This is a genomic window from Thermoplasmata archaeon (assembly GCA_035532555.1).
In the GTDB taxonomy this organism is placed as follows: domain Archaea; phylum Thermoplasmatota; class Thermoplasmata; order Lutacidiplasmatales; family UBA184; genus Lutacidiplasma.
In genome coordinates this window covers 97406-116544 of sequence record DATKQS010000024.1, presented here as the reverse complement: position 1 = coordinate 116544, position 19139 = coordinate 97406, and the positions used below count along the sequence as shown (strand labels likewise).

Genomic DNA, 19139 nt, shown 5'->3' with positions numbered 1-19139 from the left:
CTCTCCCGCCCGAGGCACGGGCGCCGCGCGCACGCGGCGTACGTGATCCGAGGTCCGACCGGTAGGTCGGCAGGGCCACCCGGGGGCTCGGCCGCATGACGGTCGACTCCACCGAGACCCAGCTCGCGCGCTACTCCTTCCAGCGCAAGCTCGACGAGATCGCGGCGGCGAAAGGGCGAGCGACGGAGCTCGTGACCCTGTACGTTCCGCCGGGCAAGCAGATCTCCGAGGTGATGGGATACCTGCGAAATGAGTACGCACAGAGCTCGAACATCAAGAGCCGGGTCACGCGCAAGAACGTGATGTGGGCGATCGAGTCGCTCATGGGCCGGGTCCGCCAGTTCAAGGAGCCGCCTCCCCACGGCGTCGCCTTCTTCGTGGGCAGTAAGGCCGTCGGCGCAGATCGCTACGAGCCGGTGACGTTCATCGTCGAGCCGCCGGAGCCCCTCAACACGTACATGTACCGTTGCGATTCGACCTTCTTCCTCGAACCGCTCCTCTCGATGGCCCACGAGCCGGACCTCTGGGGACTGGTCGTGATGGACCGGGCCGAGGTGACGATCGGCTTCCTGCGGGGGAAGCGGATCGAAGTCGTGCGGAATCGCCAGTCCCTCGTTCCGAGCAAGCACGGTCGCGGCGGGCAGTCGGCGCACCGGTTCGAGCGGATGATCGAGCACGCCGCACACGAGTTCTTCGTGAAGATCGGGGAGATGTCCAACGACATCTTCCTTCCGAAGAAGGACATGCTCAAGGGGATCCTACTCGGCGGGCCGGGCGCGACGAAGGAGTACTTCTACAAGGAGAACTACCTCCACTACGAGCTCCAACAGAAGATCGTCCAGCCGCTGTTCGACACCGGCTACACGGACGACTTCGGCCTGAAGGAGCTCGTCGAGAAGGCGACCCAGACCCTGCACGGGATGGAGGTCACCGAGGAGAAGGCGATCGTGCGACGCCTCCTCGCCGAGATCCGCAAGACCGATGCGGGCCTCGCCGCGTACGGCGACGCCGAGGTCACCCGCGCCCTCGGGGCGCGCGCCGTCGACATCCTTCTCGTTTCGGAAGGCCTGCGCAAGCGCAAGGTGGCGTTCCGGTGCTCGGCGTGCTCGACCCCATTCACCCGCACCCTTCCAGACGCCGAGGTCGACGCGTTGCTGGCGGGTCCCTGCCCCACGTGCGGTCAGAGCATGCTCACCGAGACAACCTCCGAGGACTATGTCGAGGGTCTCTTCCAGCAGGTCCAGGCGATGGGCGGAGAGGTCCGCCTCATCTCGACCGAGAGCGAGGAGGGCCAGATGCTGACGAAGGCGTTCGGAGGCGTAGCCGCCATCCTGCGCTACCCCTTGCCCCGGACCCCGAGCGCGGGGCGGCGCGCGGAGTAGGAACGACCTTACCAGAGGTTCTGGAGCGGGTCGTCCTCTACGGGCGGAGGCGCGGGCTCGGTCGGTTTGGCGGGAGCGTCCGTGCGTGCGATAGAGCCCCCCGGTGGGTAGAGCGCGGCGTTCGGGTAGATCGGAGGGGGAATGCGCCGCCGCTGTGCGATGAGGAGTCCCCCCACGACGACGGCGATGGCCACCGTCCCGATGCCGAGGAACGCGATCGGCAGCAGCCCGTTCCCGGCGAACGTCGGCGTCGTGGGGTTGCTACCGGTGGTGCCGCATGCGACCGTTCCCTCGAGGCAGTTCGAGGTCGAGCTCGCCTGGGCGGGCGTGAGCGGGGCCCCCTGGACGGTGCTGGAGTTCCCCGAGCTACTCGGGTCCGGGGCGGAGATGGCGGTCGAGTAGCTCCAGGCGGAGGCGATGAAGCTCTCCGGCCCACTGCCGGAGCGAGGGCCGAGGTCCGCGAGCGAGGTCGTGGCGGTGGTGTTGCCCATGGCGCGCGAAGCCCAGGCCGCGGTGGAGGACGATTGGAGGAGGTTGGCCACGTTCGGCAGGATCGCGAACCCATCCATCAGCTCGAAACCCGCCCGGAATCCGACGCTTCCCAGCGTCGGGAGCACGGCGAGGCGCAGCGCGACCTGCGTGAGGCCCCGATCCGCAAGGAGGAGCGAACCTCGATCGATCCCGCCGAGGGTCGCGATCCCGCTGCCCGAGAGGTTGCCGCTGCTCTGGCTCGAGCCGGTCCGCCCGTGCGCGTTGGCCGATAGGTAGCTCGACTCCCACGATCCGACCGCGGTGAACGCAGCCGATGCGATCCAGCTTGAGCCCAGGGTCAGGTTGAGGGGGAACAGGCCGAGCGCCGGCGCGAAGTCGAGGGAGAATCGAGTGGAGGCGGACGCGAACAGCTGGTCGACGAGACGAACCGATCCGCTGCGATCGGTCGTGAGTTTCTCCGTGATGTTGGCGGCGCTCGAGGCGCTGGAGCCGGCGATGCCGACCGCGCCGACGGAGGACCCATCGTGCAGGGTCACGGAGACGGCCGTGGTGAAGTTCGTGACGTCGTTCCACGTCTCCCACGCCCGATAGAAGTACTGTTCGGTCTCGATCGGCTTCTCGCAGTTCGGCCGACAATAGGTGAGATTGATCAGCGCTCCGACCGTCTGATTCTCCGACAGGCTGTACGTCGTCGCCGAAGTGTTCGTCTGGATCAGGACCACGGAAAATCCGTACGTCGCGTAGCCCTCGTACATCCCGTGCATCGCCGGCCAGGTGACGTTCTCGGTGGTGAGGTTGCCGTACGCCCACGGGGCCGGTGGGGCCCCCGGTGCCGCGCCAAGGGCGGGAGGGGCGGCGGTGACGCTCCCTACTGGAAAGGTCCATATCGCCAGGGTGGCTAGCAACGCAGTGACCGTAATCGCTCCGGCGCGCGCGGCCCACCGGGCCCGCCGTCGAGTGGTGGCTCGCATGGTCGACACGGAATCCCGCCCTTGCGAGATAAGCACGAGTGTGGTTCGGACCCCTCACGGCTGGACGCCATGCTAGACTTTCGCGTCGGAGGCCGGAGACGGACCGAGGTCTCCCCGGAGGTGCCGGCGTGCGCCCTCTGACGGACGCCGAGGCCCGCGTGATCGCCACGCTGCTCGCCGCGCGACCGGACCGGGAACGGGAACGGCTCCGTCAAACCGGCATCCCTCGCTCGACGTACTACACAGTGCGCCGGCGCGCGTACTCCGAGGGCTGGCTGCACGATCGGTACGTCCCGGACCCCTCTCGGCTCGGATTCTCCTATGCGACGTTCCTTGTGGCCCGGCCGTTCCTCGATCGGTACGCCGACTTCCTGAACGCCCGGCCGACCGGGCCGCTCACCGAGGTCGTTCTCTGGGCGAGCCCCCAGATCTCCCTCGCCGTGTTCCTCCATAAGACCCCCGAAGCCGGCGCCAAGGAGGTGGCGCGCTGGGAGCGCGAGCGGTTCCTCGCATCGAGCCTGCACGTCACGGTGCCTCTCACCGCGCCGAGCGTCCCCGTCTATTTCGATTTCGAGGGGCTCTGGGACCACCTCGCCGGCCTTGATGGCACGAGTTCCTATCCGCACGGCCTCGGTGGCGCGCGGCCGGATGGAGCCGAGGGCACGGACTCCGATGCGCCCCTGACGCCCCACACGCGCTGGGCGTTCGGGCACCTCTTGGCGCGTCCCATCGACGCCGCGGAGCGGGGCGAGGACGGGCACATGCTCGGCGCCTTCGGACTCCCCTATTCCGAGCGTCGCCTCTTCTTGAACGGGTGGGTCACCCACCGGGTCTTCCTCGAGCCTTCGCGCCTTCCGCCCTACATGGGCCGAGCGGCGGATCGCGTCCACTTCATCTCGGGAATCCCGCGCCCCGGAGCGCGGCCCGAACGACTGTTCGAGGCACTGACGGCCAAGTGCCGAGTGTTCCCCTTCCTGTACGTAGTCGGAGAGAACCGCTGGCTGTTCGGTGCGCTGGGTGGCTCGTCCCCCGAGACCGGACCCGGCGCTGCGGCTCCCGGCCGTCGCTCGGTTCTGAGCACCTTGCGGGAGGCGATGGAGGCGATCGAGATCGTCCACGACGCGTCGACGAGCTTCTCGATGGCCATCGACCATCGGTACGACCTCCTCGTCCCGAACTCGTCCTGATGCGGGAAGGGATCCGGCTCCGGGTCGGAACGGTGATAAGACCCCCCCTGGGTGGGGAGGCGAGGGCGCGTAGCCTAGCCTGGACAACGCGACGCCCGCCGGTACTTTCCCCGTTTGGGTCCCGGACCGGCCGATTGTAAGCGGGACACCGACGACCTTCTTCGAGCCCTCCGCAAGCGTAGGACAACCCCTTCCGCCCCGGCTTCGGCCGGGGCGTCTTTCTCCATCGGCCCGTGCGCGCCGCGCCTCTGCCCGCTCTGCCGGGTCTTCCACGAGGCGGGAGGGCCGTGCCTTTGAGCGCACGCCCCGACGACCTGGGGGCGGGCTTCGACCTCGCGTTCAACGAGGAGCGCGCCCTCCGCGACCTCGCGCGGCCCCTGCCGTGCGCGCCGGTTTCCTCGACCGACGGAGTGTCGTGGGTCCTCCCCGGTCACGGTGCGCCGCGCGAGACGTGCGGTCAGTTCCGAACGTGGGGCCACCGTGAGAGTTCGGGTTGGGATTGGTGGAAGCAACGGCGCTCATGCGGGCGGTTCGACTGCCCGATGTGCTACCAGGAGTGGGCCTCGCGCGAGGCGGGAAGGATCTCCGACCGAGTGATGCTCGGGCTCGGGGCGCACCTTCAACGGGTGAGCCTCGGTAAGTCCGCGCACCCGCAGTGTGGTTGCGTTCGGCAGGGAACGCTCGACGGCGATTCGTTCCCGACGCTCGGGCCGGAGTGCGTGCGAGGAAAGAACGGCGCGGTCGTTCACTGGCGGTGGACGCGCGGTCGCCGACAGGCGGTCCATGTAGTCATTCCTCCGCCCCCCGCCTTGTGGCACTTGACTGCGACACTCGACGGCTTCCTGACTCTCCGCGCTCTCGCGTACTCCCAGGCGAAGGCCGCCGGCGTCGACGGGGCGTGTATGGTCTTCCACGAATACCGCCTCGGCGACCGATGGGACAACTCTCGGGGTGGAACATGCGTCGCTGGTCCTCACTGGCACGCGATCGCTGATGCGTGGACGGTGCCGACCCGTGCGGAGGACATCGCCGAAGGCAAGTGGGCGATTTGGAACGTGGGCCTCCGTGACTCCGTGTACGCGACCGCGCTCTACCTCCTCTCACACGCTCCCCGCGCCGAGCGAAGCTCGGGAACCTCGCCTAACGACAAGGTAGTTCGGCCGGTTCAAACGGTGACGTGGGTCGGAACCTGGTCGTACGGGTGTATGAAGCACCCGAAACCGACCGAGGAGGGAGTGCCGGTGGTCCTTTGCCCCGTGTGTAAGCGACTGGTGCCTCGTACCGCGTGCTTCGAGCTTGCGAATGGTGGTACCGGGCCGCCTGACGGTGACTCGGGCCATGCTGACGTTCTCGCGTTCCGTGCGGTGAGCTTCGAGGGCGCGTGGGGAGGTGTGCCGTGACGGAGGACGAGCCGCGCCGCAAGCGGAAGAAGGCCGCGAAGGTCGCCGTTCGGGTCCGCTCCGCCGACGGTTCGATGGGGTGGGGCTCGATCACCGAGCGCACGGAGCGGCAAGCCGCGCGCATGAAGAACGTTCGCCGTGACGTTGTGTTGGTCGAACGGCGCGTGGCTCCGCCCGTTCGTCAGCCGACGGCGGCGGAACTCATGGACGCTCGTATCACCGCCGCACGGCTGGCCCCCCGACCGCGAAAGCTGTCGCGGTTGGAGCGGTGGGCCAACTCTACGGTCGCCGCGCGTGAGGCGTTCCGGCATCGGCCTGACCTCTCGTTGTTCAACCGTCTGTGGCTCGCCACGTTCGACGACACTCGCCTCCGTGCGCGCGACGAACGGGAGACGAAGGCCCGTGCCGAAGCGCGAGCCGAGGCTTCGCGCACCGCCGCGCGCAGCGCCGAGGAGCTACGCCGCGCGCAACCGGCCGCCGCCCTCGACCGTCTCCTCCGCGACGCTGACCGTGTGGCCGCCGAGGAGACTTACCGCTCGGAGGTTCACTACGACGCGGCGCACCCCGAGCGCCGCAAGCGGTGGGCCGTTCACATGGCCTATAACGACGACACGCGCAACACCCACCCGAACGGTTGGCGCAACCCGTCGCACTGGGAGCGGGATTGGGACACGTACGACAACGCCGTTCGCTCGGGCGAGCTACGTCGGTGGTGGGACGGTGTTCAGCGGCGGGACGCGGAGGAAAAGGCGCGATGGGTCTCCGCGATGGCTCTCAAGCACCCCGGAGCCGACCCGTCGGAATACGGGGTCCTCGCGCAACAGGACGCCAAGCGCGAGCAGGAGGCGCAGGAGGCCGCGCACTACCGAGGTCTTGCCGTCGACCGAGAGCGCGAGGAGAAGCGTAGGCTCGAGGACGCCGAGCGCGCCCTCCGGTCGAAGTACGGCATCCCCGAGGGGGTCCCCGTTTTCCCTCCGAAATCGGCCCCGAGTGACCCCACCGCGACCGGCGCGAGAGACCACAATCCCACCACCACTGTTACTCCCTTCGGTCGTAACAGTGGTGGTGGGATTCAGGATAGCCTAAAACCAGAGGTTTTTCCGCCCATTAATCCGCCCATTAATCCGCCCCCCTCGGAGGTATTGATCCGCCCCCCCGGGCCGAGCCGAGGAGAGCCCGCGCAAGCGGTCTCTCCGAAGGCATCTTCGGACGTGCCGAGCGCGGGCGCAGGAGCCGTCCCAGAGGCCCGTGACGGCTCCGAGCCCGTCCCGCTCGCTCCGAGCCTTCCAGAGCGACGCTCGGGCCGTCCTCGCGTTCACCATTTCAATCCGAGCGAGGCTCGGTGGCTCAAATCGCTCGGGTTCACGGTCGCAGAGGTCGTGCGTATGCTCGGGCTCCCTGACACCGACTCGGCCCGACGCCTGGTCCGTGCGGCGGTGCGCGAATGAACGGCCACCAGCGCCACGAACTCGCCCGCCGCGAGCTGGTGCGCGACCTCGAGTCCGACGGGTCGGTGGTGATTCGCCCGACGGGTCCGTCCCATGTGGACCTTGTGAGAATCGACCCGAGCGGGAGGCCGTGGCTCTACGAAATCAAGACCTCGGTGGACCCCGATCGGTCCTTCTCCCCGTCCTCCCTGACCGACGGCGAGCGGGGCATGGCGACGTGGGCCGCCGCCCACGGCGTTCCGTACGTGGTCGCTCGGTTTCACGTCAGTAACGCGGGCGGAGTCGAGACCGTCCGCCGCCTTTCCTGAACGCGCGCGTTCGACCGGGATGCCTGTCTCTCTCGAAAAAGGGGGGGTGTTGGGATATGCGCTGCGTCGGAAAAACCCGTGTACGGCCTCGTATGGCGGTCGGCCGGAGCGATTTCACCTCGAAAACGGCCTCTCGCGTCGAAACGCCGGCCGGGATCCCGGTGTCAAAAAGTTCGACATTACGGGCTCAAAAGTTCGACACTTGCCGACCGTGCGTGCGAATGTGGCAGAGCTAAGAAATACTACGTCCGTGATGTCTCTACGGGCGAAAGCCCCGGGGTACTGGTCCGTGGTCGCGTTGTCTCATTCGTCAAACGAGCTATCTACCTGACGCACTCTCCTCCCGCCTGGGGAGGCGTCGGACCAGTACTCCGATTGCCTCCCACTGCCAGGCGCGGACGCAAGGAAGCAGATTCCTCTCGAATGCGTGGGGGAGGATGCCCGCGCTGCCCGTGCCTGGTGGTCCCGGGGCGGTTTCCCATCCTGTCACGTTCCGTACTCGCCATCGAGTCGCGCGGTCGCGCATTCCGGCGCGGGCCGCTGTCCGTCAGTGGGCGCGGGGTGGTACCCGACATGCGCCCGTACCGCGTGAGCGGTAGCACCGAAGCCCGGGAGGAATCCCACCTGGTGCCGACGGGAAGACGACGGAGCAGGACCGTCGCGAGTATTGGACCCGAACCACGGGCACCCCATGTGCGGATTGGATCCGAACGAGGGGAGCGATCACCGGCCGGGGGGCCGATAGTCCTCCTTCCACGATAGCGTGCGTTGACGCCTCGGAGTCCTCCGAGGTTCTTGCCGAGCCGGAACCAAGAGTCCTTGAACCGGGTCTCGTTTCGATTCACTCGGAGGACGCCGACTTGCCCGACACGGGCGAGCGGTGGGTCGAAGAAGGATACGAATGGCTGGAGGAGAAACGGTCGAAGGGAAAGTACCTCGGGAGACACGGAGACGACGCGACACGGTTCTTCCGTCGGTGTGGCGAGTGGGTGAGTGTCACTCCGCTCAAGGTCAGGGAAGACGACCTCTGGGAAATCCTGGGGCATGTGCGAGGGCGCGGGGCCTCGAAGACGAAGCTCACCTACCTCCGCCTCCTCGGGAGCTTCCTCTCGTGGCGCGGGAATTGGATCGTCCAAGAGTCGGGGATAACGGCGCACTTCCCGAACCGTGCGCTCAACACTCCGGTGATCACCGTCGAGGACCGCGACCGGGTCCTCAACGCGGCGCAGGGTCTCGAACGAATCGTAACCGCGCTCTACGGGGTAGGTCGTCGGCGGGTCGAGGTGATTCGCGCTCGGGTCGAGGACTTCCACCTCGACCGCGACCCGGCGTCGTACGACGTGCGGCAAAAGGGCGGCCGCGATTCGGTGACGGACGCGGGCATGGAGCTTACGCCATCGCTCCTGTCCGAGCTTGCCTGGTGGCTCCCACTGCGCGCCGAGTGGTCCTCGCGCGCAACGTCGGACTCGGGCCACTTGGTTTGCCGGTGGGACGGGGACCGCCTGGTCGGTGTGTCGTACCAGTACGCCGACCGCCTCCTACACTCCGCCGAGGACCGGGCCGGAGTCCGCCGGTGGCCCGGTCACTCGTTCCGCCGGGGAACCGCGACCCTGCTGCGCGAGCGCGGAGCCGATTGGGAGGACGTGAGCGGAGCCCTGCTCCATTCCTCGCCGGAGACAACCCGTCAGTACGTCGCGCCGCTCGTGCGCCGACACCGCGTAGCCGAGGCCCTTCGATTGATCGAGCCCGCACGACCAGGGGGGAAGCCCTGATATGTCCGAAACGGGGAGACCTTCGGGGCGCGTCGCTCAGCCTGGATAGGGCACCGGGTTCCTAACCCGGGGGTCGGGGGTTCAAATCCCCCCGCGCCCGACCGGCCCGGCGCATCAGGGCTTCGGTGCCGCGGTCGCAGCTCCTTCGGAATCCTCGGATCTCTCGATAGCGAGGTACACGAGCGCGACCCCGCCGACCGAGAGCACGATGCCGCCGAAGGCCAAGTACGTGAATCCGGATTCGGTCCAGACGATCGTGGTGGTGACATTGCTTCCCAGGAGGACGGGTCCGGTGATCTGGATCTGGAACGATTGCGCGTTCGATGCGCCGGAGGAGAAGCTGCCGCTCGAGCCATTGCCCGTGGCGACGGTACGCCCGGACGAACAGCTGGAGTCCGAGCACGCCACGAAGGCGAACGTCGTGTTCGCCGGCGCCCGGCTCCAACTGACGGAAACGCTGCCGGTCCCGAGGAGGAGTTCGTTCGCGGTGTACGACGAGGTCCGTTGGGTCGCGGAGAGGGTTCCAGTACCGGTCTGGACGTTTCCGAGAACACCCACGATCAGCCCGGCGATCAAGATCAGCAGACCGATTCCGATCCAAACCTTATGCATCGCGCGCGCCAGAGTGTCCACTCGTATATGCCTCGCGCTCGAGGGGCGGGCCCGCGGCCCCGACGGCCGCCCGAGATCGCCGACGATCCGCGGAGCGCCCGGCGTGCCCTTCCCTCCAGCATAAGGTCATCTCTGCGTTGGTCCCTTCGAGGGCCATGGCGTTCTTCGAGCCGGTGGTGCTGCGGAGTCTGAAGCGAGCGACCCGCGAAGCGCGCGGCCAGAAGCTGCCGGTCATTGCGGGGCACAAGTTGCTCTACCGCTGCAATCTCGAGTGCAAGATGTGTCCGTTCTGGCGACGGGAGGACGAGGAGCTCCTGTCGCTCTCCCAGGAGATCCGCATGATGGACGCCCTCGTGCGCACGGGCGTCTCCTTCCTGGGGTTCGAGGGTGGCGAGCCGATGCTGCGCCGCGACCTGCCCGAGATCCTGCGCGAGTCGCACGACCGCTTCCACACCTCGCTCGTGACCAACGGCTGGCTGCTCCAGCAGCGGCTGCCCGAGATCGCGCGGTCGCTCGAACTCCTCTTCGTCAGCCTCGACGGCATCGGCCCGATGCACGACTTCCTGCGGGGGATCCCGCGGTCGTTCGAGCGGGCGATCGAAGGCATCAAGGCGGCACGCGAGCGCCTCCCGGTCGCGATCTCGAGCACGATCACGAAGGACAACATCTACCACGCCGTTCCGCTGGTCGACCTCGCCGAGTCGATGGGGGTCTCGATCACCTTCCAGGTCGCCTACGATTACTCCACGGCGGATGCGATGAGCCCGATGGGTCCCGATCTCCTCGAGGTGCTCCGGGAACTGCGCCTGCGGCGCGTCAACGGGGCGCCGATCCTCGAGTCTCCCGACTACTTCGACGCGATCATCAACTCGTGGTACCGCCAGGAGAGCTGGCACTGCAAGCCGTGGATGACCATGAACGTCGATCCGCAGGGCCGGATCGTGCTGCCCTGCTACACGCTGCACGAGTACGCCGGGCAGACCCCGGTCTGGGAGACGGATGTCGCCGCGCTGTGGAATTCCTACGACTGGTCGAAGTACGAGACGTGCAACAAGTGCGCGCTCGCCTGTTACCTCGAGCCGTCGATCTTCTCCTGGTCCAACGTCGGCATGATCCGGGACCGGATCCTATCGAACACCTTCGCGCGGGTGGCCCGCACATGGAGGGGGCCCAACCCCGCGATGGTGCCGCATCCCCCCGGGCTGCTGACCTCGTAGAGCCCCGACGAGGGCGGTTCGCCTACGGCGTCGCGTCCGGGGGCGGCGCCGGCACCGAATCGATGCGGAAGTCCTGACCTTCCCATCGATCGCTCTGCGGCCAGTAGAACGTGAACCGGTAGGAGTTCCCGGGGCGTTCGAGCGGAGGCAGATCGACGTAGCTGATCCCGAGCGAGGTCTCGGTCGAGTCGGTGTCGTGTGCGGTCCTCCAGTCGTCGTCCGACCAATGCAGCCGGAACGGCGCCGAGACCTGGATGCGGAAGAGCCGGCCGGTCCCGATCGTCGAGGGCCGCCGATTGAACTTCCAGATCTCGACCAACTTCGTCGACCGTCGGCGATGGAGATAACGGTCGGCCACCATCGGGATCCGATCGAAGATCACCCCGTCCGCAACCGAGCGCAGCAGCGTCACGTATTCGGCGTGGGCCCAGGCAAGCGGGGTCGCGGAGCCGGTGGGCTGGCCGGGCGCGAGCTCGCGGTCGGGCAACGCAGGCGCATCCCAGACCTGCTCCGGCAATAGGCCGGTACCCGTGGCGAAATGCTCTAGGGCGCGCAGGTACGGGGTCGGGTCGCGGCCGACGGCGAGCTCGTAGAGACCGCGCTCCCCCGTGAGGAGCGGCCACGCCCGGCCGACGCCCGAACCTAGGAACGGGGACCCATCCACGCCCTCCCCGTACCCATCGTGCGTGTACCGTCTCCAGACCGGGCCCTTCGGGGTATCGACCCGGAGCACGCGATCGATGAGACGGAGGGAGTCGACCACTGCCGGATCGTCCGCAGCCCGGATTCCCTCTCGGACGAGTTCGAGGAAGTCGCCGGAGACGATCTCCACGGTCGGGAACGTCGAGTTCGTGCCGGGCGGGAGGTTCGGCAGTCGCATCGTGCCGAAGTCCGCCGACTCGTTCGGAGTGGGATCGTTCGGATCGACGGGCCGAATACGAACGTAGTGGCGTGGGATCTCCGGGTCGAGGGTACCATGCTCGGTGATCGTCCACGGGTCGACGTGGCACTCTAGGAAATCCGCGTACTCCTGGATGAAGCGCGAGGTTCCCGCATGGCCCCGGGCGCGGGCGAACCCGGCCGCGCAGGTCAGCGCCGCGATCTGGGCCGCGAGGGTGGAGGGAGAGTAGCCGCTCACTTCCTCCCAGCGGTCCTCTGGGGTCGCCGGGCCGCGCTCGATGAGGTATCTCGCCGCGCGCTGGACCAGCGGGTACGGGTCGAACTGCTGGAGGGCGCGCGCGCGATCGAGCCGTGCCGCCAGCAGGATCGGTTGGGCGACCTCGTCGAGCTGGACGCCCTTCCAGTAGGCGCCCCCGTCGACCCAGAAGTTCTGCGGAAATCCCCCGTCGCCCTGCTGGCGGGAGGCGAGGTAGATCAGCGCCCGCAGGGGCGCCTCGCGATTGCCGGCGGCGAGCAGCCCGGTCGCGGTGTGAACCAGATCACGGGTCCAGACGAGATGGTAGCCTCCGCGTTCGGTGCCATGGACGATGCCCCACGGCGTTGAAGGCGAGGCGATGAACGCGCCGGGGAACTCCTTGTCCTCGTGCGCGAGCAGGACGGAGTGGCTCGCCCGGTAGAGTCGTCCGTCGTCGCCGGAGTGGGACCCGAGGGGCCGTTCATGACGGGCCGTGCGGTCCCATTGTTCGATGAAGCGGTCCCGCTGCCAGCTGAACGGGGTGCCGAGCGCCTGGAGCAAGGTGGTCGAGGCCGCTTCTGGCGAGCCGCCGAAGGCGAAGGCGAGGGTGAACTCCCCATCGTCGGGCACGGGGATCTCACCCGCGAGCAGGATGTGCCCGGCGGGAGCGTGATCGAACTCCCAGGACATGCCGAAGTGGTCCATGAGATCGGTCCGTGCGTCGCTCCGCCCGATGTAGCCCACCGACGCCCGGGAGAACGGCACGGTCCCACCGACCGCGAGCGCTACCCCCGGTCGCGACGCCGCGAGGATCGGCATTCCGACCAGATCGAAGACGTCCCCATCATCCCCGGCGTCGTTGGGATCGAGTCGGGGGGCGATGAGCACGTAGAGTTTCAGCCGCTCGCGGAGCGTCGTCGTCCGTGTCTGCATGCGCGTGCGCATGAGCAGGCACGGTAGGTGCGGGGCCGAGAGCACCTCCTTGTCGATCGTGTAACGGCCCTCCGGGTCGCGCGACTGGATGCGGTAGCCCAGCGCATGCTCGTGAGGCCGTTCGATGGTGCTCTCCATATGCACGGCTTCGTCGTGCAGGAAGGTGTCCCCGTCCGTGACCACATACTCGATGCCCCGGAGCTTCGGGCGGTCGATCGTGGGGTAGTAGACCTCGGTGACGACGCCCCGCCACGTCGTGTACCAGAGCTGGGAATCCGCCGAGTAGGCCGTCCCGAATCCGTCCTTGCGGCTCGGAGCGCCGAAGAGGGCCGTCCCCGGGTGGCCGAAGGCGAGTCGGTCCCCGCGTGGTTCCATCGGTGGCCCCGAAGCCAAGAGCCCTTCATGGCCGTTTCGTTCCGGGTCCGGCCGGCTTCGCACCGCCCAACGTCCTTTTCCCGTCCGGCTCGTGACGACCCATGTGGAACTTGTCCTGTTCCTCGTGCTGCTCTTCCTGATCGCGATTGCAGCCGGGTTCATCGGCTCGCTCACCGGGATCGGGGGCGGGATCATCGTGATCCCGGTGCTCGTGATCTTCTTCCAGGTGCCGTTTATCGAGGCCGTCGGCGCCGGACTCATCACGATCCTGGCGAACTCGGTCACCACGGGAGCCGCGTACATCCACGAGGGTCTCACCGATCTCCGGATCGGGATGGTGCTCGAGATTGCCACCGTCCCCGGGGCGCTCCTCGGAGCGAGCCTCACCATCCTGCTGACGCGCTACAATCTCACGACGGCCCTGTTGATCGCCCTCGCGATCGTTCTGATCCTCGGCTCGCTCTCGGCGCTCTTGCGTCGTCACGAGGAGGTGCCCCAGAACGTGGTGCCCGATCGGACCTCCCAGAAGCTCGGACTGACGGGAGCGTTCCGGGACGCTCGGACCGGCAACACGATCGTCTACCAGGCCGCCAATACGAACGGGGCGTTCGGCGTCATGTTCGGCGCGGGGATCGTATCCGGAATGTTCGGCATCGGAAGCGGCGTCCTGAAGGTCTTCGCGCTCGACGGCGAACTCCGCATGCCGTTCAAGGTCGCCACGGCGACCAGCAACTTCATGATCGGGGTGACAGCATGCGCGGGCGCGGGGATCCTCCTCGCGGCCGGCTATGTGAACCCAGTCCTCGCGGCGCCGGTCGGCATTGGTTCGACGGTGGGTGCGATCATCGGCAGCCACATCCTTCCCGGAGCCCGCACGCTGTGGCTCCGCGTCCTGTTCTTCGTCGTGGTCTGCGGGCTCGCGATCGAGCTGATCGTCCGGGCGCTGGGGGGCCCATGAACGAGACCCTCTCGACCGTCCGGGGGCCGGTGTACCTGCACCCGCTACCTCCCGCGGCGGCCGCCGCGATGACCCGACTCCTCCAGATCGGGCTCGCGATCGCGCTCTCGATACTGTTCGGGGCGCTCATCGCCTTCGGCGTGGAAAACCCCTCGGCGGATTCCTCGAGCGTGATTGCGATCAATCCGATCGCGAACTACCTCTCCCTCGGGGGCCTCGCCTCAGGGCTCTGGGCCGGGGTGCCAGAGGCCTACCTCACCCTGGGAATCTTCACGCTCCTGGTGGTGCCGATCGCCCGGGTCCTCGCCGGGTTCTACTTCTTCCACCGGAACGGAGAGATCCTGGTCGCGCGGATCACCTTCACCGTCTTCGTGCTGCTCGTCCTGGGCCTCTTGGTGATCGGGCCGCTGATCCGCTAGGCCCCCCACTACGCGCCGATCGAGGCGTGCACCGCGGCGAGCGCTTCGTCCGCGAGCTCGCGCGCTCGTTTGGGATCCTTCGAATCGGTGAAGAGGCGGAGGAGCGGCTCCGTCCCGCTCGGCCGCAGGAGCACCCAGCCCCCGGGGTGGTAGATCTTCACTCCGTCGATGGCGACGACGCGTTCCGCGCCCGGACCGAAGCGCTCGGCGAAAGCCCGGACCGCCTCCTCCCGGCGATCGAGCGGGCACGGGACCTTCTCCTTGAGCAGGGTGTGGTGCGGAAGCCCGGTGAGCAGGACGTCGAGGGGCTGATCTTCTCGGGCCATCAGGTCGAGCACGACCGCCACCGTCATCGCGCCGTCGCGGGCGAGCTGGAACTCTGGAAAGATCAGGCCTCCATTCTCCTCGCCGCCGATCACGGCGTGGCGGGCGAGCATCTCGCGCGTCACGTTTGGGCTGCCGACGCGCGTGTAGACGACCTCCCCTCCCAACGGCTGGACGGCCTCCTCGACAGAGTCCGGCGCGGTCACGGGAGTGACGACGATCCCGCCGCCGTGGCGTCGGACCGCGTCCCGCGCCAGGAGGGCGAGGATCTCTTCGCCCGGGACGTAGCGTCCCGAGCGCTCGACGAACACGGCGCGGTCGGCGTCCCCATCGTGGGCGATCCCGAGATCCGCGCCGACGCTCGGGACCGCTCGCCGCAGATCGGCGACGTTGGCCTCGGTCGGCTCCGAGGGCCGGCCGGGGAACGTCCCATCCACATGGCCGTTCAGCGTCACGACCCGGCAGCCGAGTCTCCGCAAGAGATCCGGGCTGGTCACCGCCGCGGTGCCATTACCGACGTCGAGAACGATTGTGTACGCGCGCGCGGAGATGCGCGGGGCGTCCACCCGGGCCAGAACCCCATGGACGTACTCGCGCGCGCCGCTTCCGTGAAAGCCGATCTCCCCGACCGACCGGTAGCGGACCGCGGTGCTCGGCGTGTCGGCGAACCGGCGCTCGATCTCCTCCTCGGCCGACCGGGGGATCTCGAGGCCGTCGGAGTGGATGCACTTGAACCCGTTGAACTCGGGAGGGTTGTGAGACGCCGTGATGACGACCCCGAGCTGGGCGGCGAGCCGCACGACCATGTACTGGATGGCCGGCGTCGGCAAGAGCCCCACCTCGATGACGTGGTGTCCCGCGAGCGCGAGCGTGGACGATACGATGGAGGAGAGGGCGCGGCTGGAGGTACGGCCGTCCCAGCCGACCACCACGGGTTTCCCGACCGGGATGGTCCCGGCGATGGCGTTCGCGAGGCGGGTCGTAAACTCCGGCGTGAGCGTCGGTCCCACCACCTCGCGGATTCCGTTCGTCCCGAACAAGCGCATCGAGTTTCGGGTCCCGCGACGCGTCCGGTGTATATGACCCCCCGTGCGAAACGGGTTTCCCCGCACCGCCGTCTCGGATGCCATGGAGCCGCGCTGGATGGCCGACGAGATGCTTGGCCGCCTCGCGCGCTATCTTCGTTTCATGGGCTTCGACACCGCGTACGCACGGGGATGGACGGACCACGAGGTCCGAGCCCGGACCCAGCTCGAAGGAAGGATCCTCCTGACCCGGGACCGTACGCTGGCCCGTCAAACGCCCGGTGCCGTAGGACTCTGCGCCACCGACATCGACGGCCAGTTGGCCGAGCTTCGCAAGGCGTTCCCGACGATCCGATGGGAGGTCCGTCCCGAGAGATGCACGCTCTGCAACGGCGCGCTCGCCCGGTGGATCCCTTCTCCTGAAGACCCCCTGCCCGTAGGCGCTCCGCGGGAGCTTGTCGAACACGGCCTCGCGCTGTACCGGTGCCCGGACTGCCGCCACGTCTACTGGGAAGGGTCCCACTCGGAGAAGGTCCGCAGCCTCGTCGCACGCGCGACCCATCCATCGGGGGCATAGCCGTGCGCCTGTGGATCGAGCTATCGGGGCTGAGCGAGCCGCTGGCGCGCGCGGAGGCGGCCGGCGCCGCCGAAGCGCTCGGCGGGCACGCGGAGGCATCGGTGCCTCCCCCCGCGCCGGGGCTCTTGGCCATCGAGCTCCCGAGCGCGGTGGACCCCGCGGACCTCGCACGACGGCTCGCACTGTCCCGGCGGGTGCTTCGACCGATGGGGACCGGACCATCCAACGCGCTCGACGCGATCGAAGCGCAAGGCTCCGGAGGCCGTACCGCGGCGCTGCGCCGCCTGGGCCATGCGAGCTCGGGCGGCTCGGACCCCGCGATCGCCCGCGGCGCGCAAGCGTTCCGTCGTGGTGGGGGCAAGATATCGCTCGCGAATCCGGACCTGCGCATCTGGATCGCGGAGGGTCCGGAGGACTCCGACCTCTACCTCGAGGAGATCGCGAGCGTGGATCGCTCCCGGTTCGAGAGCCGACGCATCTCCCGACTCCCCTTCCAACGCCCCGTCGGGCTCGACCCGCGGCTCGCGCGAGCCGCGGCCAACCTGGCGCGCGTCCGTCCGAACGACCGCGTGATCGATCCGTTCGTCGGGACGGGGGCGCTCTTGGCCGAGGCGGGTCTGTTGGGAGCCCGGCTTTACGGCGTCGACATCGACCCGACGATGATACGGGGCGCGCTCCAGAACCTCGCCCATCTCGGGATCCACGCCGAAGAGTTGACGGTCGGCGACGCCGGGACGCTCGGCGCCGAGGCCGGCACGGAGGAGTTCGACGCGCTCCTTACCGACCCGCCGTACGGGCGGGCGTCAGCGACGGGAGAGGAGGGCGGGGCCGCCCTGATGGCTCGCGTGCTGCCGGTGTGGGCGAGCCGGGTCCGCGAGGGAGGTCGCGTGGTCGTCATCGTCCCGGGGGGGCCGGATCCGCTTCCTGCGCCCTGGCGTCGGATGCTCTCGATCCCGATGCGCGTCCACCGCAGCCTGACCCGCGAGTTCCGCGTCTACGAGCGGGTCCCTAGGGGGGACTGAGCGCGAAATTCGTGCTCGCCGAACCGGCGCCGACGGGAGGACACACCTCCATCGCACCGAGTTGGATCAGGATCGAGTGGGCGGCCGAGGGGTTCGTGTACATCACGGCCAGCGGAGCCGAATCGGAGGAGGCGATCGTGACGTACGCGGCGGAGGAGGTCATCACCGACGCACCGTGGAGCACGACGCTCGTGCCGTTCGGGAAGTAGAACGTCCACGTGGAATTCCCGGCGTACGCGGTGAACGCCGCACCGGATAAGTACTGCCAACTACCGTTCTGGGTCGGTATCGAGACGTTCTGGACGGTCGTCGAGAAGAAGAACCCATGCGCGATCTCGTCGGAGTTCTGAATGACCACGGAGAGGTTCGCCGCGACGAGCGTCCCGGGAGGAGGGTGCGCCGGGTACTGGATCGTCGCACCCGAGAAGCCGATTCCCCCCGTGGGGGCGGAGATTGGGACGAGGACGAAGCCCGAGACGAGGATTGCCGCGACGCCAATCCCGACCAGCGTCCGACCGAGCCCGATCGGCGTGATGTCGTTGAGGGGTGGAGGATGGCGAACCCCCATCAAGAGGACGAGGAACCCAATGATCAGCCACCCGAAGTAGAAGAACAGCCCGATCGCGAAGAGGAAGAAGACCGCGGCGATGCTCATGAACCGGGCCCGGTCTCCCAGGAGCGCGCGCCAGACGTGACCGCCATCGAGTTGTCCGGCGGGCAACAGGTTCAGGGAGGTGACGAGGATCCCCACCCACCCTGCGAACTCGAGCGGGTGGACGTTGCCCGAGATCGGGAAAAACAGCGAGAGCACGTACCACAAGGGCGGGCTGTTGAGGACGAGGTTGCTGTAGCTCGTTCCCAGGACCGTCGGCCCGCACGCGGCGAGCGATGGGGCCGCGGAGTGCGCGGAGAGGTACAGCCCGAGGATCGTCACGGGGATGGCGACGATGAACCCGGCGATCGGTCCCGCGGCTCCGATGTCGAAGAGCGCCTTGCGGTTGGTGAACGGCTGGCGGATGCTGATGAACGCACCGAAGGTACCGAGGAGGAGCGGGGGCGGGACCGGGATGAAGAACGGGAGCGACGCCTCCAGCTGGTAGCGTCGGGACATCCAGTAGTGCGCGAGCTCGTGGAGGCCGAGGATCAGCATCAGCGGGAGCGCGAACGTGAGCCCTCCCCACAGGAACGCGTTGGAGGTGATCGTCGACTGGCCCTCGTACGAGAGCCAGATGAGCGCTCCGGCGAAATCGACCGACGCGATCGTCGCCACCAAGAGGATGATGTTGATCCAGACCCCCTTGTGGCGGGGGATGGGACGCCGGATCACCTCGATCGTGTACTCTCCGGTCTGGTAGTGGAGGATCGGAACGTAGAACAGCGGCCAGAGATCCTTGCAGAGCCGGTCGAACTTCTCCTCGAGCGTCGCGGGATCGACGTCGACGGAGAGAACGAGGGAAGCGGGCGCTATCTGGGTCTCGTAGATGGGAAAGTAGAGCGCGACCGCCGCACGTAGCCGGTCGAGTTCGCTCGGCGACCCGGAGGATGGGAGGGGCCCGGCCCCGGGGCCACCCATCGATGCTCG

General features: G+C 68.0%; 16 protein-coding genes and 1 tRNA gene. 12 read left to right on the top strand and 5 right to left on the bottom strand.

Annotated features, from left to right (window positions below; all coding sequences use genetic code 11):
• Positions 1-95 precede the first annotated feature (95 nt).
• On the top strand, positions 96-1382 hold the full coding sequence (prf1, locus tag VMV28_07360) for a peptide chain release factor aRF-1 (GenBank protein ID HUZ80414.1): 1287 nt from the start codon (positions 96-98) through the stop codon (positions 1380-1382).
• Between the two features lie 8 nt (positions 1383-1390).
• Here prf1 and VMV28_07355 read toward each other — a convergent pair whose 3' ends face one another.
• Complete coding sequence (locus VMV28_07355; protein ID HUZ80413.1) at positions 1391-2845, bottom strand: hypothetical protein; 1455 nt, start codon at positions 2843-2845, stop codon at positions 1391-1393.
• Positions 2846-2973: 128 nt separating this feature from the next.
• Here VMV28_07355 and VMV28_07350 point away from each other — a divergent pair, with 128 nt between their 5' ends.
• The 6 genes from VMV28_07350 to VMV28_07325 all read left to right on the top strand — a co-directional run bounded on the left by VMV28_07350 (position 2974) and on the right by VMV28_07325 (position 9060).
• Positions 2974-4032, top strand: a complete 1059-nt coding sequence (locus VMV28_07350; GenBank protein HUZ80412.1) for a hypothetical protein — start codon at positions 2974-2976, stop codon at positions 4030-4032.
• Between the two features lie 293 nt (positions 4033-4325).
• On the top strand, positions 4326-5432 hold the full coding sequence (locus VMV28_07345; protein ID HUZ80411.1) for a hypothetical protein: 1107 nt from the start codon (positions 4326-4328) through the stop codon (positions 5430-5432).
• Positions 5429-6880 carry a hypothetical protein gene (locus VMV28_07340; GenBank protein ID HUZ80410.1) on the top strand — a complete coding sequence of 484 codons (1452 nt, stop codon included), beginning with the start codon at positions 5429-5431 and terminating at the stop codon, positions 6878-6880. The genes VMV28_07345 and VMV28_07340 overlap by 4 nt, the downstream gene beginning before the upstream one ends.
• Complete coding sequence (locus tag VMV28_07335; GenBank protein ID HUZ80409.1) at positions 6877-7188, top strand: hypothetical protein; 312 nt, start codon at positions 6877-6879, stop codon at positions 7186-7188. The genes VMV28_07340 and VMV28_07335 overlap by 4 nt, the downstream gene beginning before the upstream one ends.
• An 860-nt stretch (positions 7189-8048) precedes the next feature.
• Complete coding sequence (locus tag VMV28_07330) at positions 8049-8960, top strand: tyrosine-type recombinase/integrase (GenBank protein HUZ80408.1); 912 nt, start codon at positions 8049-8051, stop codon at positions 8958-8960.
• Between the two features lie 25 nt (positions 8961-8985).
• A tRNA-Arg gene (locus VMV28_07325) sits at positions 8986-9060 on the top strand.
• 14 nt (positions 9061-9074) lie between these two features.
• Here the strand turns inward: VMV28_07325 and VMV28_07320 are convergent.
• Positions 9075-9572, bottom strand: coding sequence for a hypothetical protein (locus VMV28_07320; GenBank protein ID HUZ80407.1), 498 nt, complete (start codon positions 9570-9572; stop codon positions 9075-9077).
• A 155-nt stretch (positions 9573-9727) separates the two neighbouring features.
• Here VMV28_07320 and VMV28_07315 point away from each other — a divergent pair, with 155 nt between their 5' ends.
• The gene (locus VMV28_07315) at positions 9728-10789 is read left to right on the top strand and encodes a PTO1314 family radical SAM protein (protein ID HUZ80406.1); all 1062 of its coding nucleotides are present in this window, start codon (positions 9728-9730) and stop codon (positions 10787-10789) included.
• A gap of 22 nt (positions 10790-10811) precedes the next feature.
• Here the strand turns inward: VMV28_07315 and VMV28_07310 are convergent, their stop codons facing one another.
• On the bottom strand, positions 10812-13232 hold the full coding sequence (locus VMV28_07310; GenBank protein ID HUZ80405.1) for a glycoside hydrolase family 15 protein: 2421 nt from the start codon (positions 13230-13232) through the stop codon (positions 10812-10814).
• 91 nt (positions 13233-13323) lie between these two features.
• On the opposite strand from VMV28_07310, the gene VMV28_07305 reads away from it, so the two are divergent.
• On the top strand, positions 13324-14190 hold the full coding sequence (locus VMV28_07305) for a sulfite exporter TauE/SafE family protein (protein HUZ80404.1): 867 nt from the start codon (positions 13324-13326) through the stop codon (positions 14188-14190).
• Entirely contained in the window at positions 14187-14609 is a 423-nt protein-coding gene (locus VMV28_07300) for a DUF1634 domain-containing protein (GenBank protein HUZ80403.1), read from the top strand. Before VMV28_07305 ends, VMV28_07300 begins: the two co-directional genes overlap by 4 nt.
• Positions 14610-14617: 8 nt before the next feature.
• Here VMV28_07300 and glmM read toward each other — a convergent pair whose 3' ends face one another.
• Complete coding sequence (glmM, locus tag VMV28_07295) at positions 14618-15979, bottom strand: phosphoglucosamine mutase (GenBank protein ID HUZ80402.1); 1362 nt, start codon at positions 15977-15979, stop codon at positions 14618-14620.
• A 97-nt stretch (positions 15980-16076) separates the two neighbouring features.
• Here glmM and VMV28_07290 point away from each other — a divergent pair, with 97 nt between their 5' ends.
• The gene (locus tag VMV28_07290) at positions 16077-16535 is read left to right on the top strand and encodes a Mut7-C RNAse domain-containing protein (protein HUZ80401.1); all 459 of its coding nucleotides are present in this window, start codon (positions 16077-16079) and stop codon (positions 16533-16535) included.
• 2 nt (positions 16536-16537) lie between these two features.
• Positions 16538-17557, top strand: coding sequence for a methyltransferase domain-containing protein (locus VMV28_07285; protein ID HUZ80400.1), 1020 nt, complete (start codon positions 16538-16540; stop codon positions 17555-17557).
• Here VMV28_07285 and VMV28_07280 read toward each other — a convergent pair.
• The gene (locus tag VMV28_07280) at positions 17544-19130 is read right to left on the bottom strand and encodes a site-2 protease family protein (GenBank protein HUZ80399.1); all 1587 of its coding nucleotides are present in this window, start codon (positions 19128-19130) and stop codon (positions 17544-17546) included. The two genes, VMV28_07285 and VMV28_07280, sit on opposite strands and share 14 nt — an antisense overlap.
• Positions 19131-19139: the final 9 nt, after the last annotated feature.

Coding starts and splice junctions, on each gene's coding strand:
- prf1 (HUZ80414.1), top strand. CDS start 96: ATGACGGTCGACTCCACCGAGACCCAGCTCGCGCGCTACTCCTTCCAG.
- VMV28_07355 (HUZ80413.1), bottom strand. CDS start 2,845: ATGCGAGCCACCACTCGACGGCGGGCCCGGTGGGCCGCGCGCGCCGGA.
- VMV28_07335 (HUZ80409.1), top strand. CDS start 6,877: ATGAACGGCCACCAGCGCCACGAACTCGCCCGCCGCGAGCTGGTGCGC.
- VMV28_07320 (HUZ80407.1), bottom strand. CDS start 9,572: ATGCATAAGGTTTGGATCGGAATCGGTCTGCTGATCTTGATCGCCGGG.
- VMV28_07315 (HUZ80406.1), top strand. CDS start 9,728: ATGGCGTTCTTCGAGCCGGTGGTGCTGCGGAGTCTGAAGCGAGCGACC.
- VMV28_07310 (HUZ80405.1), bottom strand. CDS start 13,232: ATGGAACCACGCGGGGACCGACTCGCCTTCGGCCACCCGGGGACGGCC.
- VMV28_07300 (HUZ80403.1), top strand. CDS start 14,187: ATGAACGAGACCCTCTCGACCGTCCGGGGGCCGGTGTACCTGCACCCG.
- glmM (HUZ80402.1), bottom strand. CDS start 15,979: ATGCGCTTGTTCGGGACGAACGGAATCCGCGAGGTGGTGGGACCGACG.
- VMV28_07290 (HUZ80401.1), top strand. CDS start 16,077: ATGGCCGACGAGATGCTTGGCCGCCTCGCGCGCTATCTTCGTTTCATG.
- VMV28_07280 (HUZ80399.1), bottom strand. CDS start 19,130: ATGGGTGGCCCCGGGGCCGGGCCCCTCCCATCCTCCGGGTCGCCGAGC.